Here is a 22,471-nt window from a genome sequence, read left to right as displayed (position 1 = left end):
GATGTGCTCGGCCTTCAGCTGTTTGATGATCGAAGCCACATCGCTGGCGCTGGCTTCCGCTTCTGTAGAGAAGCCCACCGGCGCAAGGAAACTAACGCCATAACGTTGGCCAAAGTAGCCAAAGGCATCGTGGCTGGTCAGGACCTTACGTTTGTTCTTCGGTACTTCAGCAAAGGCGGTTTTCGCCCAGCCATCCAGTTTCTGCAACTGCTGAATGTAGCTTTCTCCGCTTTTGCGAATATCCGCCGCATCTTCAGGATCGGCTTTGATCAGTGCATTCATCACATTGGTGGCGTAGATCACACCGTTTTGCATGCTGTTCCACGCATGTGGATCGGTGACGCTTTTACCGTCCTCTTCCATCTTGCGCGTGTTAACGCCGTTCGAGGCCACTACGATGGTGCCTTTATAACCTGACGCGCTGATCAGGCGATCCATCCAACCTTCCATGCCCAAACCGCTGACAAACACCACATCCGCTTTCGACAGCGCCTGGCTATCTTGCGGCGTCGGTTCGAAGGTGTGCGGATCGCCGTTCGGGCCGACCAGCGATTTCACATTGACGTGATCGCCACCAACCTGTTTAACGATATCCGCCAGCACGGTGAAGCTCGCCACAACATCAACGCTCTTCGCCAGCGACAGTGGGCTAATCAGCATGGCGCCAATCGCCAGACTCAGCGGTAACTTTTTCATTCATATCCCCTTATTGGTTTCGTTATCGACGGCGCAACAGGCCGCCACATGGTCCTGTCAAAACAGAAAGCAGAAACAGCACCGCAGCACTCAGCACCACCGCCGGTCCAGCCGGCAGCGAGAAGTGCCACGAAAGAATCAGACCGATAAACGCAGAGACGATCGCCAGCAGCATGGCGATGCCGAGCATGCAAGCCAGATGGCGACTCCAGAAGCGTGCGCTGGTGGCCGGCAGCATCATCAATCCCACCGACATCAGCGTGCCCAGCACCTGAAAGCCCGCCACCAGATTGAGCACCACCAGCATCAGGAACAGACCGTGCACCAGCGGTGCGCTCCATTTGCCCTGTGCGCGCAGAAAATCGGGATCGAAGGCATCGATCACCAGCGGACGGAAGATCACCGCCAGCAGCAGCAAGGTCGTAGCGGCAATGCCGCCAACCAGCAGAATTGCCGCGTTATCCACCGCCAGCAGCGATCCAAATAACACGTGCAGCAGATCAACGCTGGAACCACGCAGTGACACCAGCGTGACGCCGAGTGCGAGAGATCCGAGGTAGAAACCCGAGAAACTGGCATCCTCTTTGAGGTGCGTGTAACGGCTGACCGCGCCCGAGAGCAGCGCCACCGCCAAACCGGCAATCAGGCCGCCGATGCCCATCGCCACCAGCGATAATCCCGACACCAGATATCCAATCGCCGCGCCGGGTAATACCGCATGTGATAGCGCATCGCCGACCAGACTCATGCGGCGCAGGGAGAGGAAAACGCCCAGCGGTGTGGCGCTGATCGCTAATGCAACGCAGGCCACCAATGCACGGCGCATGAAACCAAATTCGATAAAGGGTTGTAATAAAGTCACGACGCAACCCTACACAATTGTGGAGTTTGTGCGGAATCAGCGTCATCGAGCGATAACACATCCTGAAAATAGCGCGCCACCAGCGGACGATCGTGCAGCACCACTAATAATGTGGTGCCCGCCTGCTGCTGCTGTTCGAGGATCGACATCAGTAAAGTGACGGTTTGGCTATCAATGCCGTTGAAGGGTTCATCTAGCAGCCAGAGCTGGCTGCGCTGCAACATTAAGCGCGCGAACAATATGCGCTGTAGTTGTCCGCCAGATAAAGTGGCTGGCTGCGCATCGGCAAACTCACGCATTTGCACCGCATCCAGTGCGGCATCAATTTCCAGACGCAAGGCGCGATTAATGCCACCAAACCAGCCGCAGCGTGGCCAACAGCCCATCGCCACCAGTTCATAAGCAGTAAGAGGAAAGCGGGTTTCGAGTTCACTGCGTTGCGGTAACCAGCCCAGCGCTTTGCGCGGGATCTGCAATTCGCAGGTGCCGGAAATTGGTGGTAGTAAGCCAGCAATGGTTTTCAATAAAGTCGATTTGCCGGTGCCGTTAGCGCCAATCAGCGCCGTCATGCTGCCCGTTGCCAGTTCACCGTTGACGACCGGCGTCACCGCACGGCCTTGATAACCTGCTTGTAAGCGATTGAAATGCATCATTTCTGCATGCCCCACCACAAGGCTACTGCCAACAACGCAATCAGCATCAGCGCAACCAGCAAACGGCCGCCAAGGGAAAGAAGTAAACCGCTGTGATTCATACTCAATAACCAAAAAAATGTTATAACATAACAATTATACTACCCGAATCTTCCTCTATTGCGCCCGAGCAAAAGTGTTTCAAAAGTTGATCGCTCAAGACGATTACCGCTGTAATTCGCCGTTTCGCCATGATTGAGTTATGAAACCCATCACAACGATTACTCTTTCTGTTTATTAGCGACTTGCAATGTCACCCAATAAGCTCAATGATAGAAACATCATTCTTTTACTGGATACAAAATGCCGTCTATTATTCATTGTGATATTGCTGTGGATGAGGACGATTGCGAAAAGTTGCTAAGAATTATCCAGGGGAATATTCTCAAAATAGCCGAGGCATTAGCCGGTGATTTACAGTGGTATTCTCAAAACGCGCAATTAGTTCCCGAGAGCTTCCAGATTATTTCTATTCAACCAACCAACAACAATCGATTTAAAATGCTTTACGATTTCAGCTGGAATTTATTTAATCCTTGCCTGGATTTAAATGAAACGTTTAAGCGTCGTGAAGAAGTGTTGTTTCAGGTACAGCCCGGCGCACTGGTGTTTGAAGTGATTGACAATGAGCGCCCCTCTCCTGCCGACGAATTGTAATATTTGGTAATTGAGGTGAGCAAAGCTAATGATTGTGGATTACATTTAAGGAGTCGCTGAATTCAATTTTATTCGAGATCGCTTCCTGGTAGCTTTTCCTAATCTCGCCGCGCTGCGGTAACTGTGCTAGCTATGGAGGGGAAAAAGATGGACGAATACTCACCGAAACGGCATGATATTGCCCAGCTTAAATACCTGTGTGAGAACTTGTTCGACGAAAGTATGGCGACATTGACTGATAGCCATCATGGTTGGGTTAATGATCCTACTTCGGAAAGCAATTTACAGCTCAACGATTTGATTGAGCATATCGCTTCTTTCACGATGAATTACAAAATTAAGCACGTTGAAGATGAAGCCCTGATTACGCAAATCGATGAATATCTTGACGATACCTTTATGCTGTTCAGCAGCTATGGAATCAATACTCAGGATCTACAACGGTGGCAGCGTTCAGCAAAACGTTTATTTAATCTGTTTGCCGAAGAGTGTGCTTATCTCCAACAACCTAGCCATTCCTTTTAGCACCAGACTGAGACCGGTTTATTTATGAGCAACCAAGCCTTAACCAAAACAGATTATTTGATGCGACTGCGCCGCTGTCGCTCAATCGATACCCTTGAACGGGTTATCGAAAAAAACAAGTATGAATTACCTGATAATGAACTCGCGGTATTCTATTCGGCAGCCGATCATCGTCTGGCTGAACTGACCATGAATAAGCTTTACGATAAAGTACCGGTTTCTGTCTGGAAGTTCGTCCGCTAAGTTTTTCCCCTAACAGCCGATCTGCATCATCATCGTTTTAATCAAGGATTGAATCACGGGCAAAGGATTGCCAGATTTCTCTGTGCGTAAAATTCTGTGGAGTATGAGGCGGGTACAAAATGGTGGGGGCCCTGCCAGCTACATCCCGGCACACGCGTCGCCTGCTGCGGCTGCTTCCTTCCGGATCTGACCGAGTTCACAAGTTAGCATTGCGGGAGAACCAACAGGGCCCCCATTGACAAGCCCTCATTTCGAGAGCGCAGGCATTATCAAGTATGCCCCTGGCAATTGCAAGCGCAGGCCCGACAACCGTTGGTTTCTTGCACAAGCACACAGCAATGCGCTGATGTCTACCCTTCTGCATGCTAAAGTTTGCCCTTTCCTGCTGAAAATAGGTGCGCATATGAGCGACCAAAACAATTTCTCTGAGCGCGTATGGCAAATCATCGCAGCCATTCCGCCAGGAAAGGTCACCACTTACGGTGATGTTGCACAGTTGGCCGGATCGCCACGCGCGGCACGTCAGGTGGGTGGCGTATTACGTCGTTTGCCGGAAGGCAGTAAGTTACCCTGGTTTCGCGTTATTAATCGTCACGGCAGGATATCGCTGCAGGGCGACGATCTGTTTCGTCAGCGTGATGCGCTGGAAGCGGAAGGGATTGAAGTGAGCGACGCTGGTGAAATCGAGTTAGAGAAATATCGGTGGGAAATTTAGTGGTGCAACATGCCGCGCACAAGCCCGCTGCCGTTCCGTAAAGCCGCTGTCTCGTCCCTGATCGCTCGGCACACGCCATCCATGGCGTGTGACGCTTTACTCCACGGCAGCGGGCCTGGCGCTTGGCCTATGCCGTTTGGTAGATTACAAACTCGTCGGTGCTGGCACCGAAGACGATGGCGTCACTTGCGTAGGTGAAGTCGAAGGCACGGTTGTTGCCGCACCCGGCTGGGTTTGCATGGCGACGTTAGTCACGGGAACCAACAGCAGTTCGGCTTTCGTTCCGCCCTGATTGATCACCGGTTTCACCGTATCGGTGATAAACGCCAGCTTGCCATCAATTGAAATCGCCGCACTCAACAGAATGCGCGCGTTCGGCTGGATGTCAGCCGGATTGAACGGCAGAACAAACTGGAACGGTGACTGTTTGCCTTCCGTACGCACTACGCGCTGCGACAAGACTTTTGAAGGCGCATCGGCCAGCGATGCATCAGACAGCGTTACGGTTAGCACGGAATCCGGTGGCAGCGCGATGCGCTGGCGGATATACACCGAACCACTGACATTCGGCTGCGCAATGGCGGCTTGTTGCCCCGCTACCGCTGAGCCGAGTGTAGGTGTGGCAACCGGCTTGCTGTGGTCCGCACAACCGGTAATCGCCGCTGCCAGGGTCATACCGCTAATAACTTGCCAGATTTTCATCGATGTCGTCTCCTTATGAACACTATGATTGTCGGCGGTAAATTGATTGCTTAGCTTTTCAGCCGCCGAATGACCTTAATTCTGGCACAAATATCGGCATTGCGCCTAAATCTTCCGCCAGCCCACTGAAATCGCGGCAAAATCATTGACGGAAACTGGTCGGATCTTTCACACTGACGCGATTAGTCACGCTGAGGAATTCGCCATGAGTCAGGCACTGCACAACCTGCTTAATTTATTAAATCTGGAAAAACTGGAAGAAGGCCTGTTTCGTGGTCAGAGCGAAGATCTCGGTCTGCGCCAGGTGTTTGGTGGCCAGGTAGTTGGTCAGGCGCTGTATGCCGCGAAACAAACGGTGCCGGAAGAGCGCATCATTCACTCTTTCCACAGCTACTTTCTGCGTCCGGGCGATAGCCAAAAAGCCATCATCTATGATGTCGAAACGCTGCGTGACGGCAAAAGCTTCAGCGCACGCCGCGTCAGCGCGGTACAGAATGGTCAACCGATCTTCTACATGACCGCCTCGTTCCAGGCACCTGAAAGCGGCTTCGAGCATCAGAACAGCATGCCGCAGGTGCCGGGCCCGGATAATCTGCCATCGGAACAGGATCTGGCGAAAAAGCTGGCCGCCCATCTGCCACTCAAGCTGAAAGAAAAATTCCTCGCCGAGCGTCCGCTGGATATTCGTCCGGTGCAAATTCATAACCCGCTGAAAGGCCACGTCGATAAGCCGCTGCGTCAGGTGTGGATTCGTGCCAATGGCGAGTTACCGGCCGATCGTCGTATCCATCAATACCTGCTGGGATATGCCTCGGATCTCAACTTCCTGCCGGTGGCGCTGCAACCGCACGGTAAAGGCTTTCTCGAAGCCGATATGCAGGTTGCCACCATCGATCACTCAATGTGGTTCCATCGTCCATTCGACTTGTCTGAATGGCTGCTGTACAGCGTGGTGAGCACTTCCGCCTCGGGCGCGCGCGGTTTTGTGCGGGGCGAGTTTTATACGCAGGATGGCCGACTGGTGGCGACTACGGTACAGGAAGGCGTGATGCGCCAACGCGACGCATAAAAAAAGGGGCGATATTATCGCCCCTTCTGCTTTTTATAATTTTAGCGCACTGCTCTTCTTCAGCCCGGCTGTTACTGGTTGTAAGCGTTCTCGCCGTGGCTGTTCACATCCAAACCTTCACGTTCCTGATCTTCCGGAACACGCAGGCCAACAATCATATCTGCCAGTTTGAAGCCGATGAAGGCCACAACTGCAGTCCAGACGATGGTCACGCCCACGCTGAACAGCTGAATCCAAACCTGATGGCCCATGGTCACACCTTCTGCGTAGCCTACGCCGCCCAATGAAGAGGACGCGAACACGCCGGTCAGGATACAACCGAGGATGCCACACACGCCGTGCACACCGAATACATCACATGGGTCATCAACGCGCAGCCATTTCTTCAGGGTAGTTACGCCCCACAGACCGGCTAAACCACCCGCCAGACCGATAATCAACGCGCCGCCGACACCGACATAACCACAAGCTGGGGTAATCGCCACCAGACCAGCGATGAAGCCTGAGCAGGCACCGAGCAGAGAAGGTTTACCACGTACCGCCCACTCGCCGAACACCCACGACAGCACCGCACCCGCCGTAGCCACTACGGTATTCAGGAACGCCAGCGCAGCGATTTCGTTAGCTGAGGAAGCAGAACCGGCGTTGAAGCCGAACCAGCCCACATATAGAATCGCGGTACCGAGGAACACCATCGGCAGGTTGTGTGGTTTGAAGGCTTCTTTGCCAAAACCAGCACGTTTGCCCACCAGGTAAGCACCCACCAGGCCAGCAACTGCGGCGTTGATGTGAACCACGGTGCCGCCCGCGAAGTCGAGCGCGCCATCTTGCGCCAGCAAGCCACCCGCCCAAACCATGTGTGCGATTGGCAGATAAGCCAGCGTCAGCCAAACCACCACGAAAATCAGTACCGCTGAGAAGCGAATACGTTCAGCCAGCGCACCGACAATCAGGCCGACGGTAATACAGGCGAAGGAAGCCTGGAACGCGATGCGAATGTACTGATAGAAGCTGCCCATCAGCGCTTTCAGCTCAATATTTTTCAGCATCGCCCACTGGAAGCTACCGAAGAAGGAGTTGCCTTCACTGAAGGCCAGCGAGTAGCCGTAAATCACCCACAGCACGCAAACCAGCGAGAAGGTCACTGCAACCTGCGTCAGCATCGACAGCACGTTCTTACCGCGAATCAAACCGCCGTAGAACAGCGCAATGCCAGGAATCGACATAAACAGTACCAGCGCGGTACAGATCATCATAAAGGCGTTATCGGCTTTATCTGCGACGGCAGGCGCTGCCGCCATCGCCAGAGAAGGTAACAGCGCAAGGCTGGTGAGGCCCAACTTCGTTATCAGTTTATTCATTTCTTTCCATCCCATCACAATTCAGAGCCCCAGTTACAGTGCTGCTTCGTCGGTCTCGCCGGTACGAATACGAATGACGCGCTGCAGTTCTGCGACGAAAATCTTGCCGTCGCCAATTTTGCCGGTATACGCGGCTTTGCTGATGACATCGACCACTTCATCAAGTTGGTCGTCCGCAATAGCGATATCAATTTTTACTTTAGGCAGGAAGTTAACGCTGTACTCGGCACCGCGATAAAGCTCTGCGTGACCTTTCTGGCGACCGAAACCTTTAACCTCGGTAACTGTCAGTCCCTGAATGCCAATAGAGGATAAGGCTTCACGCACGTCCTCCAGCTTAAATGGTTTGATTACCACGGTAACCAGCTTCATACGTTCCCCTCCGGATAAGAAATTGAGTGAGTCTTCGCGGACACACTGGGATATAAGCAAAGGCTGTGCCATAAATAAAAAAAGGGGAATGTCAGTAGCATAGGCGCGCTGCATCACGCTTCGTTATGTGAAGCACAGCGCAGATTGGGGAGCAGAAATAGGAAAGGTGTTGCAACATTGCACTTCTTTGGTGCTTCAAGCCTCAAAGAAGTGCATCAATACAGAACATTCCGATAAAACTGTGCAAAAAAGGTGCAATTCACCCTTCAGCTTGTACGGGGATGCCCGCCGCGAGTTCATCGCCGGCTTGCTGCAGCTGATACATTTGCCAGTAACGGCCCTGCTCGGCCAGCAGCTCAGCATGCGTACCGCGCTCAACTACCTGACCGCGATGCAGCACTAAAATCTGATCGGCTTCGGTGATGGTGGAAAGGCGATGCGCGATCACCACCAGCGTGCTGTGCTGGCGTAGTGCACGTAACGCGTGCTGAATCGCCTGTTCCGTACCGGAATCGATATTGGCCGTGGCTTCATCGAGGATCAGGATTTGTGGCAATGACACCAACACGCGCGCCAGCGCCAGCAGCTGTTTCTGCCCAACCGACAGATTATTGCCCTGCTCGCCTAAACGCGTATGGATGCCATCCGCCATGCTGCGCGCCAGCGGTGCCAACTGCACCGTCTCCAGCGCCTGCCACACTTGCTCTTCCGGGATATCGCGCCCTAAACGCACGTTGGCCAGCAGCGAATCCGCCAGCACCACCGGATCCTGTTGCACCATCGCAACGCTTTGACGTAAAGCGGCGTGCGACAGCCGAGGCAGCGGGCGACCATCCAGTTCGATGCTGCCGCGCGTCACCGGGTAATAGCCCATCAGCAGATTCGCCAGCGTGCTTTTCCCGCTGCCGGTATGCCCCACCAGCGCAACAAAATTACGCGCGGGCACTTCAAGGTTGATGTTGCTGAGCACATCGCGATTATCGCGATAGGCAAAGCTCACATCACGCAGCGAAATGCTGCCGGAAGCCAGTGGCTGAATATCGCTGCCGTAGCCTTGCTGATCCGCATCCATCAGTTCAAAGATGCGCTCGCCAGACACCACCGCTTGTTGCAGCATCGACTGCTGCGTGGTGAGTTCAATCAGCGGCTCGTTGAGGCGGCCAAGATAGGTAATGAAGGCGTAAAGCACGCCCACTTCAAACACGCCCGGCGTGGCGAAGCTGAACAGCATCAGCAAACCGCACAAAATCATCGCTGAAAACAGACTCAGCAACGGGCGCAATAAAAAGCCATCCAGCCGCAGCGTTTCCATCCGCGCCAGATAGTGCGAACGGCTGGCTTCGCCCATACGTTCACCAAAGCGCGCCTGCTGGCGGAACTGCTGGATCACACTCATGCCGTTGATCACTTCATTGAAGCCGTTGTTGATGTCCGCCAGATAGCTGCGTACGCGACGCGCAATCGGCGTGCTGAAGCGCTGATAAATCAGCATTACCGTCAGCACCAGCGGGAAAATCACGATCGCCACCAGCGCCATGCGCCAGTCGAGGGAGAACATCGCCACCAGCATCGCGCCAATCAACGCGGCAGCCCGCAACACCGTTGCTACCACGGTGACGTAGAGATCTTTGATCACTTCGGTGTCGTTGGTGACGCGCGAGATAATTTGTCCGACCGGCTGCGTATCAAAGGCGCTGAGCGGCTGGCGCAACGCCGCATTCATCACGTCTACGCGCAATTGCTGCACCACGCCAATCGCCGCGCGATTAAACAGCAATGCCTGAAAATAGTGCAAACCGGCAGCCAGCAATTGCAGCAGGATAAAGCCCACCAGCAAGCCGGCGACGATGCCCCACGGCATCTGATGTTTCGCCACCAGATTATCGATGAAGTAGCTCACCAGCACCGGTCCGGTCACTTCGGCTGCCGCGGCAATCCACAGCATGCCGACCGCCAGCCACAGCGATTTGCGCCACGGTTTGCCATACGCCAGCAGACGTTTCAGCGTCGGCCATAAACGTTGTGATTTAGCCACGGCTTGCTCCTTCTGCCACTTCATCGTCATCCAGCGCGGCTTCCAGCTGCTGATAACGATACATATCGCGATACCAGCCCTCTTTGGCGGCCAGAGTGTCATGATCGCCACGCTGCGCCACGGCGCCCTGCTGCAGCACCAGAATTTCGCTGGCCTCAGTGAGCGCCGACAAGCGATGCGCGCTGATAATCAAGGTGCGCCCTTTGCCCCACTGACGCAGGTTATGCAGGATGTCATGTTCAGTACGACCATCAACCGCCGACAGCGCATCATCCAGAATCAGGATTTCCGCATTCAGCAGCAGTGCGCGTGCAATCGCAATACGCTGCTTCTGACCGCCCGATAACATCACGCCGCGCTCGCCCACTTCGGTCTCATAACCTTGTGGCAGACGCAGAATATCGTCGTGCACGCGGGCCATAGTTGCCACGCGCTCCAGTTCTTGCTGCGTCGCATTCGGGCGGCCCAGCGCCAGATTGGCGGCGATGGTGTCGGAGAACAGGAACGGCGTCTGGCTGACCACCGCCAACCGGCTGCGCCAGCTATCGAGTCGCAACTGCGGCAGCGGCGTATTGTGGTAGCGAATATCGCCCTGATCGATGTCGAAGTGGCGCTGAATCAGGCTCAGCAGCGTGCTCTTGCCGCAGCCGGTTGGCCCGCATAAGCCGAGCATCTGGCCAGGTTTTAGCTGGAAGTTAACATGGCTCAGCACCGGGCCAGAACTGGCCGGATAACGGAACTCACGAATGGCAACCTGCATCACGCCAGGTTCGGGCGGCAACACTTTCTGTCCATCTTCAACTGCAGGCGCTTCCGCCAGCAAGGAGCGGATACGGCTCCACGCCGCACTGCCGCGCTCAACGATGTTGATCATCCACGCCAGCGCCAGCATCGGCCAAATCATCAGGCCGAGGTACATCACAAAGCTGGTAAGTTGCCCGAGCGTCAAACTGCCGTTCCACACCATCCAGCCGCCACCGGCAATCGCCAGCAGGTTGGAGAAGCCGACGGCGATATAGATGATCGGATCGAAACGCGCATCCACGCGCGCCACATGCAGGTTTTTCTTGCCGGTATCGGCAGCGATACCAGCAAACTGCTGCGACTGATGATCTTCGAGGCCAAAGGCTTTAATCATGCGAATGCTGGTCAGGCTTTCCTGGGTTTGATCATTCAGGCTGGAGAACGCCGCCTGCGCCACTTTGAAACGCTGATGCAGGCGTGCGCCATCTTTCTGAATGGCGAAGGCCATAATCGGCATCGGGATCAGCGCCAGTAACGTCAGTTCCCAGCTAATTTGGGTGCTCATCACAATCAGCACCACCAATCCCATTACCAGCGAATCCACCAGCGTCAGCACGCCTTCACCGGCGGCAAACACCACGCGATCCACATCATTGGTGGCGCGGGCAATCAGATCGCCGGTGCGATGGCGCAGATAAAATGCCGGATGCTGGCGGCTGAGCTGACGATAGAAATCTTCACGTAGCTCAACGGCTAATTGGTAGGATGCGCCAAACAGCAGCACGCGCCAGACATAGCGCAGCAGATAGACGATCACCGCCGTCACCAGCATCACGCCGATCCACATAAAGATCTGCCCGGCGCTTAAATTATGCTGGGTAACGCCGTCGACAATCACGCCAACCACGTGCGGTGGCAGCAATTGCAGTAAGGCAATAACGATCAGCAAGCTGACGGCGCCCAGATATCGCCGCCACTCGCGCTGGAAATACCAACTTAACTGGCTGAATAATTGCACAAGCGTGTCTCTTTCTCTGCCCGCTAGGGCGCTACCGGCAAGGCGGTGGTGTATTTAATCTCTTCCATGGCAAAACTGGAGGTCACATCCATCAGTCCTGGCACGCCGTTCACCAGACGCTTATAAAAGCTGTCATAACTCTTCATGTCCGCCACCTGAATGCGCAGCAAATAATCGTACTCGCCCGCCATGCGGTAAAACGCCATCACTTCCGGCATTTGCTGCACCACGGCGACAAATTGCTTAAACCACTCGCTGCTGTGCTGCTGAGTTTTGACAAACATAAAGGCAGTGAGTGACAGACCGATTTTTTCGCCGTCCACCAGCGCCACGCGCGCACGAATAATGCCATCATCTTCCAGTTTTTTCAGGCGTTTCCAGCACGGCGTGGTGGTGAGATTCACCGCATCGGCCAACGTCTGCAGCGACAAGGTGCAATCCTGCTGCAGCATTGCCAGCAAAGTGCGGTCAGTTTTATCTAACATTTGCCACTCCGGGAGAAAATTTTTCTCTAATCTCGCCATTATAGCGCGGTTTTAGCAACCTCTTTTTCCTGCCAGTGCCTTACACTGTGCGCAATAATGATTACGGAAATGCCACATGCAAACGCCCTGGGTTCGCCACGCCATCAATGAAATTAACGCCGATTTTCAGCGCTCTGCGGATACGCATTTGATCCGCTTTAAGCTGGATGATTTTCCTGGCATTCACTTCTATCTCAAGGATGAAAGCACGCATCCCAGCGGCAGCTTAAAACATCGCCTGGCGCGTTCCCTGTTTCTCTATGGTCTGGCTAACGGCTGGATCCATGAAAATACGCCGATCATTGAAGCCTCTTCCGGCAGTACTGCGGTATCGGAAGCTTACTTCGCGCGCCTGCTTGGTTTGCCGTTTATCGCCGTAATGCCGGCCAGCACCGCGAAACGCAAAATCGAGATGATTGGCTTCTACGGTGGTGAGTGCCATTTCGTTGCCGATCCCTGCCAGCTGTATAGCGAATCCGAGCGTTTAGCGCGTGAACTGAATGGCCACTTTATGGACCAGTTCACCTACGCCGAGCGCGCCACCGACTGGCGCGGCAACAACAATATTGCTGAAAGCATTTTCCGCCAGATGTCACACGAACCTTTCCCGGTGCCGCATACGGTGGTCATGAGTGCCGGTACCGGCGGCACCTCGGCAACGTTGGGCCGCTATATCCGCTATCAGGGCCATGACACGCGCCTGTTGGTAGTCGATCCGCAACATTCGGTGTTCTTTGACTACTGGCACAGCCGCGACAAAACGTTGCGCAGCGAACGCGGCAGCCTAATTGAAGGCATTGGTCGTCCGCGTGTCGAACCGTCGTTTCTACCCGACGTTATTGACGAGATGATGAAAGTGCCGGATGGCGCGACCATCGCCGCGATGCTTCAGCTGGAAAAGGTGCTTGGACGTCGTCCTGGCGCCTCAACCGGCACCAACTTCTGGGGCATGATGCAGGTGGCAAAACGCATGCAGGAAAACGGCGAGCAGGGTTCTCTGGTGACATTGCTGTGTGACAGCGGTGAGCGCTATCCGGACACCTATTACAATGCGCAGTGGGTAGAGCAGAATATCGGCGACATTGCGCCTTGGGTGCGAGAGCTGCAATAAAAAACCGGACGTCCTGTCCGGTTCACTGTAAGCCTCAGCATTCGGGGGAATAATCGAGGTGTGGTGTGGTCATCCAGTGATTAAGGTAGTGAGACACCGCCTGTGTCTCGCAATGTCCGATAATCGGTAAATGGGGCAACGATGCTTTCAGTTGATTCATGGCGTTGCCCATAATGAAACCGCTGCCAACGCGCTCCAGCATTTCGCGATCGTTCATGGCATCGCCAAACGCCATACAATCCGCCAGCGACAGCGAAAGATGCTGGCACAAACGTCCCAACGCCGCGCCTTTGTGGCAATTAACCGGCAACACTTCCAGGCAATCCCAGGCTGAGAAACAAATATTTGCCCGCTCGCCCAACGCGTCCTGCAATTCACTTCTTAACGCCTGCAACATTTCATGCGGCGCAATAAAACAGATTTTGGTAACTTCATGCGCCGACATCTGACGCAAATCACGCAACTGATAGTGGAAGCCGCTCATCGCATGCGCTTCCAGCGCGCCAAGCAGCGGTTTATCTGTAAACCAGCCTTCATCATTGAAAATATGAATCGAGGCGGGCGTTTGCCAATGGGTATGAATCACCTCTTCCGCCACTGATGGCGATAAATCGCAGCCGTAAAGCTGATTGCCTTCCAGATCGTGAATGCGCGTGCCGTTGCCGGTAATCAGCCAAGCTGGCAAGGTGATTTGTTCGCGTACTCGCTGCATATCCATAAGATGACGCCCGGTGGCAAACGCCAACGTAACGCCGCGCTGATGCAACGCATGCAGGCTTGTCAGCGTTTCATTTCCTAACCGGTGCGAAGGCAGTAGCAGCGTGCCATCCATATCAAATGCCGCGAGGCGAGCCATGCGAATTCTCCTGTCTGAGTGAGGCAGTTACTATCGCCTGGTAATTACGGAACTAATAGTGAATACTTTTAAAAAACTGTTCCGGGTTTAGCCATGCGCGAACTTCATCGGGTTAATCAATTCCAGCGCCTGTGGCAACTCAGCCACGGCGAAACGCAACGCCTCAGCGTCGCTGCGATGGCGCAACACTGCTTTTGCAGCGAGCGCCATGTGCGCACGCTGCTGCGGCAGTGGCAGGATGCCGGCTGGCTGCAGTGGCGCGGAGAATCCGGACGTGGCAAACAGGGCGAGCTGACTTTTCTGCTGTCGCCGGAACAGCTGCGCCAGCAATTGTTAACGCAGCAACTTGATGCCGGCGAGGCGGTGCAGGCATTGCAGGTGCTGGATCTGCATCCCGAGCGATTAGTGAAAATGCTGCGGCCGCTGATGGGCGGTCAGTGGCAGAACCAATCGCCGGTGCTGCGCATTCCTTATTACCGCGCGATGGAGCCGTTGCGCCCGCTACAGCTAACCGGACGCGCCGAGCAACATCTGGCGCGCCAGGTTTTCTCTGGGCTTACGCGCTTTCGCGATAACGATGTTGAAGGCGATGTCGCTCACCATTGGCAGCACGATGCCAGCGGCCGTGACTGGTATTTCTGGCTGCGCCCGCAGCTCAGCTGGCATAACGATGAACCGGTGCAGGCGGCGCAGTTAGTTGAGCAGCTGCAGCAAATCATGCAATCGCCGCGCGGCTCGCGGCTGCTGGCGGCGATTGAACGCATTGAAGCGCCGCATCCTCTGGCGATACACATTCAACTGCGTGAAAGCGACTACTGGCTGCCGCAGCGGCTGGCGCACCAATTCTGTCTGTTACCTCATCCTGAATTCGCCGATGTCGGTAGCGGGCCGTGGAAACTCACGCATTTCACCGCTGAAATGGTGCGGTTGGAAAGCCATGCGCGCTGGCATTTGCAGCGCCCGCTGATCCAGCGGATGGAATATTGGATCACGCCGCAGCTGTTTGATCGTGATCTCGGCACCAGCTGCAGCCATCCGGTGCAAATCGCCATTGGTGATCCTGAAGAGCTCGGTTCGCTGCGGCCGGTTGATCGCAGTATCAGCCTGGGATTTTGCTATCTGGCGCCACGCATCTCGGCGCACTTCAGTGCCGAGCAGGCCCAATCGCTGATTGCCCTGATTCAGCGCAGCGGCGTTATTCAACAATTGCCGCTGGATGAGGGTTTGATTACACCGAGCCATGAACTGCTGCCTGGCTGGCCGGTACCGCGCGCAGAAAGAGCGAGAATTTCACTGCCACCGACGCTAACGCTGCATTACCACCTGCCGGTCGAACTGCATGTGATGGCGCAGGCGTTGATTCCACTGCTGGCACAACATGGCTGCGCCCTCACCTGCATCTTCCATGACGTAAAAAGCTGGCGTGACGATATCGATCTCAGTGAGGCCGATGTGGTGATGGGCGATCGGCTTATTGGCGATGCGCCGCTGTTTACGCTGGTGAACTGGCTGGAGAACGACCCGGTCTGGCAGCCGCTGCGCGAACAGGTACTGCAAACGCCGCTCAGCGCCATTGCCCAACAACCTGATGCATTGCAGCGTAGCGAACTGACTCAGCAACTGTTTCAGCAGCTGATGTGCGATGGCCATTTACTGCCGCTGTTTAACTATCGCTATCAGGTATTTGCGCCGCCTGGCGTGGAGGGCATCCAGCTAAATAGCCTGGGCTGGTTTGATTTCACTCGCGCCTGGATTCCGCCGCCAACCACAGCTAACGCTGTTCAGCCTTCCTTCGAGCCAGTACCATAAGCGCACAGATTTTTGAGGAAGAGAAAATGAAACGAGCCGTTGTGGTATTCAGTGGCGGACAAGACTCCACCACCTGTTTAATTCAGGCGCTGCAACACTATGATGAAGTGCATTGCGTTACTTTTGATTACGGCCAGCGCCATCGCGAAGAGATCGAAGTTGCGGCCGAACTGTCGCACAAGCTGGGCGCACGGGCGCACAAAGTGCTCGACGTTACGCTGCTCAACGAGTTAGCCGTCAGCAGCCTGACGCGCGACAACATTCCCGTGCCAACCTACGATCCGAATGCCAGCGGTTTGCCGAGCACCTTTGTGCCGGGCCGCAATATTCTGTTCCTGACGCTGGCATCCATTTATGCCTATCAGGTCGAAGCTGAAGCGGTGATCACCGGCGTATGCGAAACCGATTTCTCCGGCTATCCGGATTGCCGCGATGAGTTTGTTAAAGCACTGAATAACGCTGTCAGCCTCGGCATGGCGCGCAATATTCGCTTTGAAACGCCGCTGATGTGGCTGAACAAAGCAGAAACCTGGGCGCTGGCCGATTACTGGCAGCAGCTGCCGCTGGTACGCGCTGAAACGCTTACCTGCTACAACGGCGTAAAAGGTGATGGCTGCGGCGAATGCGCGGCTTGCCATTTACGCGCCCGTGGCCTGGCAGATTATCAAGCGAACGCGTCGGCGGTGATGGCAGCGATGAAAGAGAAAAGCGGCCTCAACTGATTCAGACCGCAGGGTAAACTGGCGTCATCGGCGCCAGTTATTCATTTTCGACCATCAACGACGCCAGACGCTGGTGTAACTCCCCTTCCAACGGCACCGCTTTTTGCGTGCGTAAATCGACACAGACAAAGGTCAGTGCGGCATCGGCTACCACCGAATTATCGCTCGCCAGCAAGACTCGCTGCGCAATGATGCCGCTTTTACCGCCGAGCTGAGACACTTCACTTTCAATGTTCAGTACGTCGCCCAATACCGCCGGACGACGATAGTTGATGTTGATATTCACCACCACAAACGCCAGCTGCTGCTCCATCAGCCAATGAAACGCATCGACATCCTCCAGCCACTGCCAGCGCGCCTCTTCCAGAAACTCCAGATAGCGCGCGTTATTCACGTGCTGATAAACATCCAGATGATAACCGCGCACTTTAATTGTGGTTTGCATTATTGCTCCTGTTCAGGCTGAGAATGACAACTGGTAAGACCTGTTGAGCATAGCACAGCCTGAATCCGGGCTTTTTCAATCCTTCAAAGTCGCGAGACGCTTCACAGTTTAAGCCGAGCGCTGTTGCGCTCAATCAGTGCGCTACCGATACCCGGCACCTCCTTGAGTTGTTCAATGGCGGTAAACGGGCCGTATTGTTCTCGATAACTGACAATGGCCTGCGCTTTCTTCAGTCCGATGCCGTTCATACCGGCTGCGAGCTGTTCGGCTGTGGCTGAATTGATGCTGACCTGTCCTTCGTTTGGCGTGGAGACTTGCGTCGCCTGCGTTTCACTGGGACTTTCGGCAGCCGCCAGTCCGGTGGTATAAACTGCGCCGCCCAGCGCCAGCGTAATGCAGAGGGCTTGAAACGTTGATTTCACCATGCTGTGTTTCTCCTTGTGTTTGACAGCAACAGCAGGGTGTCACAGCTCAATTCAACGCTCAAAAGGACAATCACAGAAATGGAAAAGGCCGCATAAGCGGCCTTTCGGGTATTGCAGTGGTTTAACTTTTTTTGTGAGGCTTACTGGTTTTGTGCGGCGGCGCCGTACTTAATCTTCGCCTCTTTACGCAGGTTTTCCAGCAGCGCTTCAAAGGCAATTTGCGCGTTATTTTGCGTCACGCCTTTCACCATTTCATCGATCTGCGCCTGCGGCATGTTGCCCGCGCTAACTTTATCCAGCGCAATCAGTACCACATTGCCTTGCATATCTTCACTCACGCCCCACGATGGTTTATTGTCGGCAGGTTGCGGCAGATTGAAGGCCGACTGAGCCACCGGATCCTGCGCATTGCGATCAAACGATTTGCTGGCGCTGAGCGTTAAGCCTGCAGCCTTCAGTGCATCTGCTTTACCGGCTTTCAAATCGGCCAGCAGTTTGTCTGCCTGCGCTTTCGCCTGCTGCGTCGCTTTATCATGCTTCAGCGAATCTACGATCTGCGCTTTCACCTGATCCAACGGCTTCACCGCTTCCGGTTTGTGCTCGCTGATACGCAGTACAAAGGCACGATCGCCATCCACAGAGATAATGTCGGAGTTGTTACCCGGCGCACCATTCTGGCCCACTAAACCACCGTTGAAGATGGCTTGCTTAACCTGATCGAAGTTCAATTCGTCTGGCAGGTTGTCGCGGGTGATCCAATTGGTTTCTACCACTTTCAGGCCGGAAGCCTGCGCCGCGCCCGCCAACGATTCGTTATCGTTGCTGGCTGCTTCGCTTACTTTTTGCTGAATTTTGTAGAAGGCATCAACCGCTTTCTCTTGCTTCACTTTGTCGGCAACGATGTCATGAACATCAGCCAGCGGCTTAACTTGCTCCGGCTGGATATCATCCAGACGTACCACGAGGTAGCCAACGGACGACTTGATGGCACCGGAAAGCTGGCCTTTCTGCGTCAGATTGGCGTTTTTGAGCTCGTCTGGCGTGGTGCTCGGCTCCAGCCAACCCATATCGCCACCTTTGCGGGCTGAGATTGGGTCGATAGATTTGCTTTTCGCCAGCGCGGCGAAATCTTCGCCTTTCTTCAGCGCATCAACCACGGCGTTAGCATCGGCTTCCGTCTTAGTCTGGATCACGCTGTAGCGATTACGCTGTGGCTGTGAATAATCCGCTTTGTGTTGATCGTACCAGCTCTGGATGTCCGCTTCGCTGGCCGTTTCCTGCATGCTTGCGGCATCCATTTTGATGTAGCTCACGCGGAATTGCTCAGGTGCCATGAAGCTATTCTGATGCTGCTGGTAATACTGGCTGACTTCGTCATCGCTGACTGTCTGTTTAGCCGCCAGCGCGTTGACATTAATCACCGCCTGACGTACTTCACGCTGCTGTGACACCAGATCCACCAGCTTGCTGGTTTCGCCTTTCAGCATGAAATCGGTGTTAGCAATCGCGTTGATCAGCTGCTGCGTCGCCAGCTGCTTGCGCAGCGCTTCGGCATACTGATCAGCCGTGAAGCCCATGCTGGTGATCAGGCCGCTGTATTTGGCGTTGTCGAATTTACCGTTGGTCTGGAAAGCTTTCTGATTGAAGATCGCCTGTTTTACCTGATCATCGCTGATGCCGATGTGCAGATCTTTGATGTACTGATCAAGTAACGCCTGATCAATCAGCTGCGACAGCGCCTGCTGACGCATCTGCTGCATGTAGCCTTCGTTGCTGGCTAACTGCGAGAACTGATCGCCTAGCATCTGCTGCTGACGATTGCGCTCGTTGTTAAAACCCTGCTCCAGCTCTGCACGGCTGATCTCGTGGCCGTTAACTTTGGCAGCATAATCACCGCTGCCACCGATTAGGTAGTTGCCCACCCCGGTGAGAACGAAAGACAGGATGATCAATCCCAGAATAATCTTGAGCACGACATGATTCGACGCCGCGCGTAAATTGTCCATCATGGTATGACAACACTCCGCTGTAGTGTGAATGTAAAGCTCTAACACGATGTCATCATCGTGCAACTGCTGTTCAGGCTGGCAGTTGGCAACCATGCGGAGACAACAACCAAAGGCTATCGCCGCGCATCAAGAATAAAAAAGGCACATCAAAAATGATGTGCCCGTATGTTACATGAGAACGGCTTTTGCGTCCTCAATCCACGGAAGAAAATGCTTCAATGGATGTATCAGCGGTCATTAATTGACGGAATCTTTCAGTGCTTTACCTGCACGGAAGCCCGGAACTTTACCAGCCGGAATGGTGAGCTCTTTACCCGTTTGTGGGTTACGGCCGGTGCGAGCTGCACGCTCACGTACAGAGAAAGTACCGAAACCAACCAGTGCCACTTCATCACCGCCTTTCAGAGCTTCGGTAACGGAGTCCATGAATGCATCTAAAACACGTCCCGCTGCTGCTTTAGAAATGTCAGCATCTGCAGCAATTTTGTCGATCAACTGTGACTTATTCACTCTCTTCATCCCCTCTTTTATTATTCACATCGCACCCGCGCTTCCCGCCCGGTGCGAACGCGCAGCCAGTTATATCAAGCCTGTGGAGCTGAAACAACGGTATTCATCTTAATCGTTGATCCAGCAGCCCACTAAGTTAGCGGCACAAAAAAAAGCTGGCAAGCACCATTTTGCCTGCCAGCTTCGCTTTTTAACGGTTTATGCCGCTAATCACTATTTTGCGGTCGCAACCTGCATGCCGTAAGGCGCATTTTCCAGTGCCAGATTGAGCACTTCTTCAATACGCTTCACCGGATGAATCTCCAGATCGGCAATCACGTTCTGTGGAATATCTTCCAGATCGCGCTTGTTTTCGTCCGGGATCAGCACGGTTTTGATGCCGCCACGGTGTGCCGCGAGCAACTTCTCTTTCAGGCCACCAATCGGCAGAACCAAGCCACGCAGGGTGATTTCACCGGTCATCGCCACATCAGAACGCACCGGGTTACCGGTTAAGCATGACACCAGCGCGGTGCACATGGCGATACCGGCACTCGGACCATCTTTCGGCGTCGCACCTTCGGGTACGTGCACGTGGATGTCGCGTTTTTCGTAGAAATCACCGTTGATGCCCAGTTTCTCTGCACGCGCGCGCACCACAGTCAGCGCCGCCTGAATCGATTCCTGCATCACTTCGCCCAGCGAACCGGTATACGTCAGCTTACCTTTACCTGGCACGCAGGCGGTTTCGATGGTCAGCAGATCGCCGCCCACTTCCGTCCACGCCAGACCGGTCACCTGACCCACACGGCTTTCGCTCTCTGCGCGACCATAATCAAAGCGCTGCACGCCAAGGAAATCCTTAAGGTTATCGCCATTGATCACGATGTGCTTTTTCGACTTATCCATCAGCAGCGCTTTTACTGCTTTACGGCAAAGCTTGGAGAGTTCGCGCTCCAGACTACGCACGCCCGCTTCACGGGTGTAGTAGCGGATGATACCAACAATCGCGCTGTCGTCGACGGTGATCTCTTTCTCTTTCAAAGCATTACGTTCAATCTGCTTCGGCAGCAAATGTTGCTTCGCGATGTTCAGCTTTTCATCTTCGGTGTAACCGGAGAGACGAATAACTTCCATACGGTCGAGCAACGGTGCCGGGATGTTCATGGAGTTTGAAGTCGCCACAAACATAACGTCAGAGAGATCGTAATCCACTTCCAGATAGTGATCGTTAAACGCGATATTCTGCTCAGGATCCAGCACCTCAAGCAGCGCTGAAGCCGGATCGCCACGCATGTCAGAAGACATTTTGTCGATCTCATCCAGCAGGAACAGCGGATTTTTGACGCCCACTTTCGCCATTTTCTGGATCAACTTACCAGGCATAGAACCGATATAGGTACGACGATGTCCACGGATTTCCGCTTCATCACGCACGCCACCCAGCGCCATACGCACGTATTTACGTCCGGTGGCCTTGGCAATCGATTGACCCAGCGAGGTTTTACCCACGCCTGGCGGTCCAACGAGGCACAGAATTGGGCCTTTGATTTTGCTCACGCGACTCTGCACCGCAAGATACTCAAGGATACGGTCTTTGACGCGTTCCAGACCATAATGGTCGATATCCAAGGTTTCCTGCGCTTTACGCAGGTCTTTTTTCACCTTGCTGCGCGCCACCCACGGAACCTGAACCATCCAGTCGATGTAGCCACGCACTACGGTCGCTTCTGCAGACATCGGCGACATCATCTTCAGCTTCTGCAATTCAGCTTCAGCTTTTTCACGCGCTTCGGTCGGCATTTTGGCCGCTTCAATCTTACGTTTCAGCGCCTCATACTCATCCGGCGCATCATCCATTTCGCCCAGCTCTTTCTGAATGGCTTTCATTTGCTCATTCAGATAGTACTCACGCTGGCTTTTCTCCATCTGCTTTTTAACGCGGTTGCGAATACGCTTCTCAACCTGCAGCAGATCGATTTCTGATTCCATCATCGCCATCAGATATTCCAGACGTTCGTTGACGTCGGACATCTCCAGCACGGACTGTTTATCAGCCAGTTTCAGCGGCATATGCGCTGCGACGGTATCGGCCAGGCGGGCCGCATCGTCGATGCTGTTGAGGGAGGTTAAGACCTCAGGTGGGATTTTTTTATTGAGCTTGATATAGCCTTCAAACTGGTTGATGGCCGTGCGCACCAGCACTTCCTGCTCGCGCTCTTCAATTTCTGGCGAGACAAGGTATTCAGCCTGGGCAACGAAATGGTCGCCATTATCAGCCAGCGTGGTGATGTGTGCGCGTTGTAAACCTTCAACCAGCACTTTTACCGTGCCGTCTGGAAGTTTCAGCATCTGCAATACAGAAGCGACGGTCCCTACTGAGAAGAGAT

Annotated in this window: 23 protein-coding genes and 1 other RNA gene; 8 read left to right on the top strand and 16 right to left on the bottom strand. The window is 54.3% G+C overall.

Translation table 11 applies throughout. From position 1 onward, the window contains the following. The 3 genes from RTY00_RS03035 to RTY00_RS03025 all read right to left on the bottom strand — a co-directional run. A partial coding sequence (locus tag RTY00_RS03035) for a metal ABC transporter solute-binding protein, Zn/Mn family (protein ID WP_312663353.1) occupies positions 1–696 on the bottom strand: 696 nt, incomplete at its 3' end. A 22-nt stretch (positions 697–718) separates the two neighbouring features. Further along, positions 719–1,558, bottom strand: a complete 840-nt coding sequence (locus tag RTY00_RS03030; protein ID WP_179451700.1) for a metal ABC transporter permease — start codon at positions 1,556–1,558, stop codon at positions 719–721. After that, entirely contained in the window at positions 1,555–2,211 is a 657-nt protein-coding gene (locus tag RTY00_RS03025) for an ABC transporter ATP-binding protein (RefSeq protein WP_312663350.1), read from the bottom strand. The genes RTY00_RS03030 and RTY00_RS03025 overlap by 4 nt, the downstream gene beginning before the upstream one ends. A 342-nt stretch (positions 2,212–2,553) precedes the next feature. On the opposite strand from RTY00_RS03025, the gene RTY00_RS03020 reads away from it, so the two are divergent. From RTY00_RS03020 to RTY00_RS03010, 3 genes are all read left to right on the top strand, one after another. Further along, complete coding sequence (locus RTY00_RS03020; RefSeq protein WP_312663349.1) at positions 2,554–2,907, top strand: hypothetical protein; 354 nt, start codon at positions 2,554–2,556, stop codon at positions 2,905–2,907. 147 nt (positions 2,908–3,054) lie between these two features. Beyond that, complete coding sequence (gene tomB / locus RTY00_RS03015) at positions 3,055–3,432, top strand: Hha toxicity modulator TomB (RefSeq protein ID WP_007886936.1); 378 nt, start codon at positions 3,055–3,057, stop codon at positions 3,430–3,432. A gap of 24 nt (positions 3,433–3,456) precedes the next feature. Beyond that, the gene (locus tag RTY00_RS03010) at positions 3,457–3,675 is read left to right on the top strand and encodes an HHA domain-containing protein (protein ID WP_007886938.1); all 219 of its coding nucleotides are present in this window, start codon (positions 3,457–3,459) and stop codon (positions 3,673–3,675) included. Between the two features lie 129 nt (positions 3,676–3,804). Here the strand turns inward: RTY00_RS03010 and ffs are convergent. Then, positions 3,805–3,901: signal recognition particle sRNA small type (gene ffs, locus RTY00_RS03005), an RNA gene on the bottom strand. 177 nt (positions 3,902–4,078) lie between these two features. Between ffs and RTY00_RS03000 the strand changes: the two genes are divergently transcribed. After that, the gene (locus RTY00_RS03000; RefSeq protein WP_008103902.1) at positions 4,079–4,390 is read left to right on the top strand and encodes an MGMT family protein; all 312 of its coding nucleotides are present in this window, start codon (positions 4,079–4,081) and stop codon (positions 4,388–4,390) included. 144 nt (positions 4,391–4,534) lie between these two features. Here the strand turns inward: RTY00_RS03000 and RTY00_RS02995 are convergent, their stop codons facing one another. Beyond that, the gene (locus RTY00_RS02995) at positions 4,535–5,092 is read right to left on the bottom strand and encodes a YbaY family lipoprotein (protein WP_008103903.1); all 558 of its coding nucleotides are present in this window, start codon (positions 5,090–5,092) and stop codon (positions 4,535–4,537) included. A 205-nt stretch (positions 5,093–5,297) separates the two neighbouring features. Here RTY00_RS02995 and tesB point away from each other — a divergent pair, with 205 nt between their 5' ends. Continuing rightward, positions 5,298–6,161, top strand: coding sequence for an acyl-CoA thioesterase II (tesB, locus tag RTY00_RS02990; RefSeq protein WP_312663346.1), 864 nt, complete (start codon positions 5,298–5,300; stop codon positions 6,159–6,161). Positions 6,162–6,232: 71 nt separating this feature from the next. Here the strand turns inward: tesB and amtB are convergent, their stop codons facing one another. The 5 genes from amtB to RTY00_RS02965 form a co-directional block, all read right to left on the bottom strand. Continuing rightward, the gene (gene amtB / locus RTY00_RS02985) at positions 6,233–7,522 is read right to left on the bottom strand and encodes an ammonium transporter AmtB (RefSeq protein WP_312663345.1); all 1,290 of its coding nucleotides are present in this window, start codon (positions 7,520–7,522) and stop codon (positions 6,233–6,235) included. Between the two features lie 33 nt (positions 7,523–7,555). After that, positions 7,556–7,894 (bottom strand): P-II family nitrogen regulator, encoded by a 339-nt coding sequence (gene glnK / locus RTY00_RS02980; protein WP_007886947.1) that lies wholly within the window; start codon positions 7,892–7,894, stop codon positions 7,556–7,558. A 259-nt stretch (positions 7,895–8,153) separates the two neighbouring features. Continuing rightward, on the bottom strand, positions 8,154–9,929 hold the full coding sequence (locus RTY00_RS02975) for a SmdB family multidrug efflux ABC transporter permease/ATP-binding protein (RefSeq protein ID WP_312663343.1): 1,776 nt from the start codon (positions 9,927–9,929) through the stop codon (positions 8,154–8,156). Beyond that, entirely contained in the window at positions 9,922–11,691 is a 1,770-nt protein-coding gene (locus RTY00_RS02970) for a SmdA family multidrug ABC transporter permease/ATP-binding protein (RefSeq protein ID WP_312663342.1), read from the bottom strand. The genes RTY00_RS02975 and RTY00_RS02970 overlap by 8 nt, the downstream gene beginning before the upstream one ends. Positions 11,692–11,714: 23 nt before the next feature. Then, entirely contained in the window at positions 11,715–12,176 is a 462-nt protein-coding gene (locus RTY00_RS02965; protein WP_008103913.1) for an Lrp/AsnC family transcriptional regulator, read from the bottom strand. 115 nt (positions 12,177–12,291) lie between these two features. Between RTY00_RS02965 and RTY00_RS02960 the strand changes: the two genes are divergently transcribed. Then, positions 12,292–13,326, top strand: a complete 1,035-nt coding sequence (locus tag RTY00_RS02960; RefSeq protein WP_312663340.1) for a PLP-dependent cysteine synthase family protein — start codon at positions 12,292–12,294, stop codon at positions 13,324–13,326. A 34-nt stretch (positions 13,327–13,360) separates the two neighbouring features. On the opposite strand, the gene cof is transcribed toward RTY00_RS02960, so the two are convergent. Beyond that, the gene (cof, locus tag RTY00_RS02955) at positions 13,361–14,182 is read right to left on the bottom strand and encodes an HMP-PP phosphatase (protein WP_312663338.1); all 822 of its coding nucleotides are present in this window, start codon (positions 14,180–14,182) and stop codon (positions 13,361–13,363) included. A gap of 93 nt (positions 14,183–14,275) precedes the next feature. On the opposite strand from cof, the gene RTY00_RS02950 reads away from it, so the two are divergent. Together RTY00_RS02950 and queC are read left to right on the top strand one after the other, a co-directional pair. Beyond that, positions 14,276–15,991 (top strand): SgrR family transcriptional regulator, encoded by a 1,716-nt coding sequence (locus RTY00_RS02950; RefSeq protein WP_312663337.1) that lies wholly within the window; start codon positions 14,276–14,278, stop codon positions 15,989–15,991. A 26-nt stretch (positions 15,992–16,017) separates the two neighbouring features. Further along, positions 16,018–16,713, top strand: a complete 696-nt coding sequence (gene queC / locus RTY00_RS02945; protein ID WP_154153596.1) for a 7-cyano-7-deazaguanine synthase QueC — start codon at positions 16,018–16,020, stop codon at positions 16,711–16,713. 37 nt (positions 16,714–16,750) lie between these two features. On the opposite strand, the gene RTY00_RS02940 is transcribed toward queC, so the two are convergent. From RTY00_RS02940 to lon, 5 genes are all read right to left on the bottom strand, one after another. Next, positions 16,751–17,158, bottom strand: a complete 408-nt coding sequence (locus RTY00_RS02940; RefSeq protein ID WP_312663335.1) for a YbgC/FadM family acyl-CoA thioesterase — start codon at positions 17,156–17,158, stop codon at positions 16,751–16,753. A 101-nt stretch (positions 17,159–17,259) separates the two neighbouring features. Next, on the bottom strand, positions 17,260–17,583 hold the full coding sequence (locus tag RTY00_RS02935; protein ID WP_008103924.1) for a ComEA family DNA-binding protein: 324 nt from the start codon (positions 17,581–17,583) through the stop codon (positions 17,260–17,262). A 140-nt stretch (positions 17,584–17,723) separates the two neighbouring features. Beyond that, the gene (ppiD, locus tag RTY00_RS02930) at positions 17,724–19,592 is read right to left on the bottom strand and encodes a peptidylprolyl isomerase (protein WP_312663333.1); all 1,869 of its coding nucleotides are present in this window, start codon (positions 19,590–19,592) and stop codon (positions 17,724–17,726) included. A gap of 237 nt (positions 19,593–19,829) precedes the next feature. Beyond that, a complete protein-coding gene (gene hupB / locus RTY00_RS02925; RefSeq protein WP_036648244.1) occupies positions 19,830–20,102 on the bottom strand; it encodes a nucleoid-associated protein HU-beta in 273 nt (90 codons plus the stop codon). A gap of 213 nt (positions 20,103–20,315) precedes the next feature. Then, positions 20,316–22,471 (bottom strand): endopeptidase La (lon, locus tag RTY00_RS02920; protein ID WP_312663331.1); only part of this gene is annotated, 2,156 nt, incomplete at its 5' end.

The organism is Pantoea sp. CTOTU49201 (assembly GCF_032054795.1).
In the GTDB taxonomy this organism is placed as follows: Bacteria; Pseudomonadota; Gammaproteobacteria; order Enterobacterales; family Enterobacteriaceae; genus Pantoea; species Pantoea symbiotica.
This window is presented reverse-complemented; position numbering and strand designations above follow the sequence as displayed.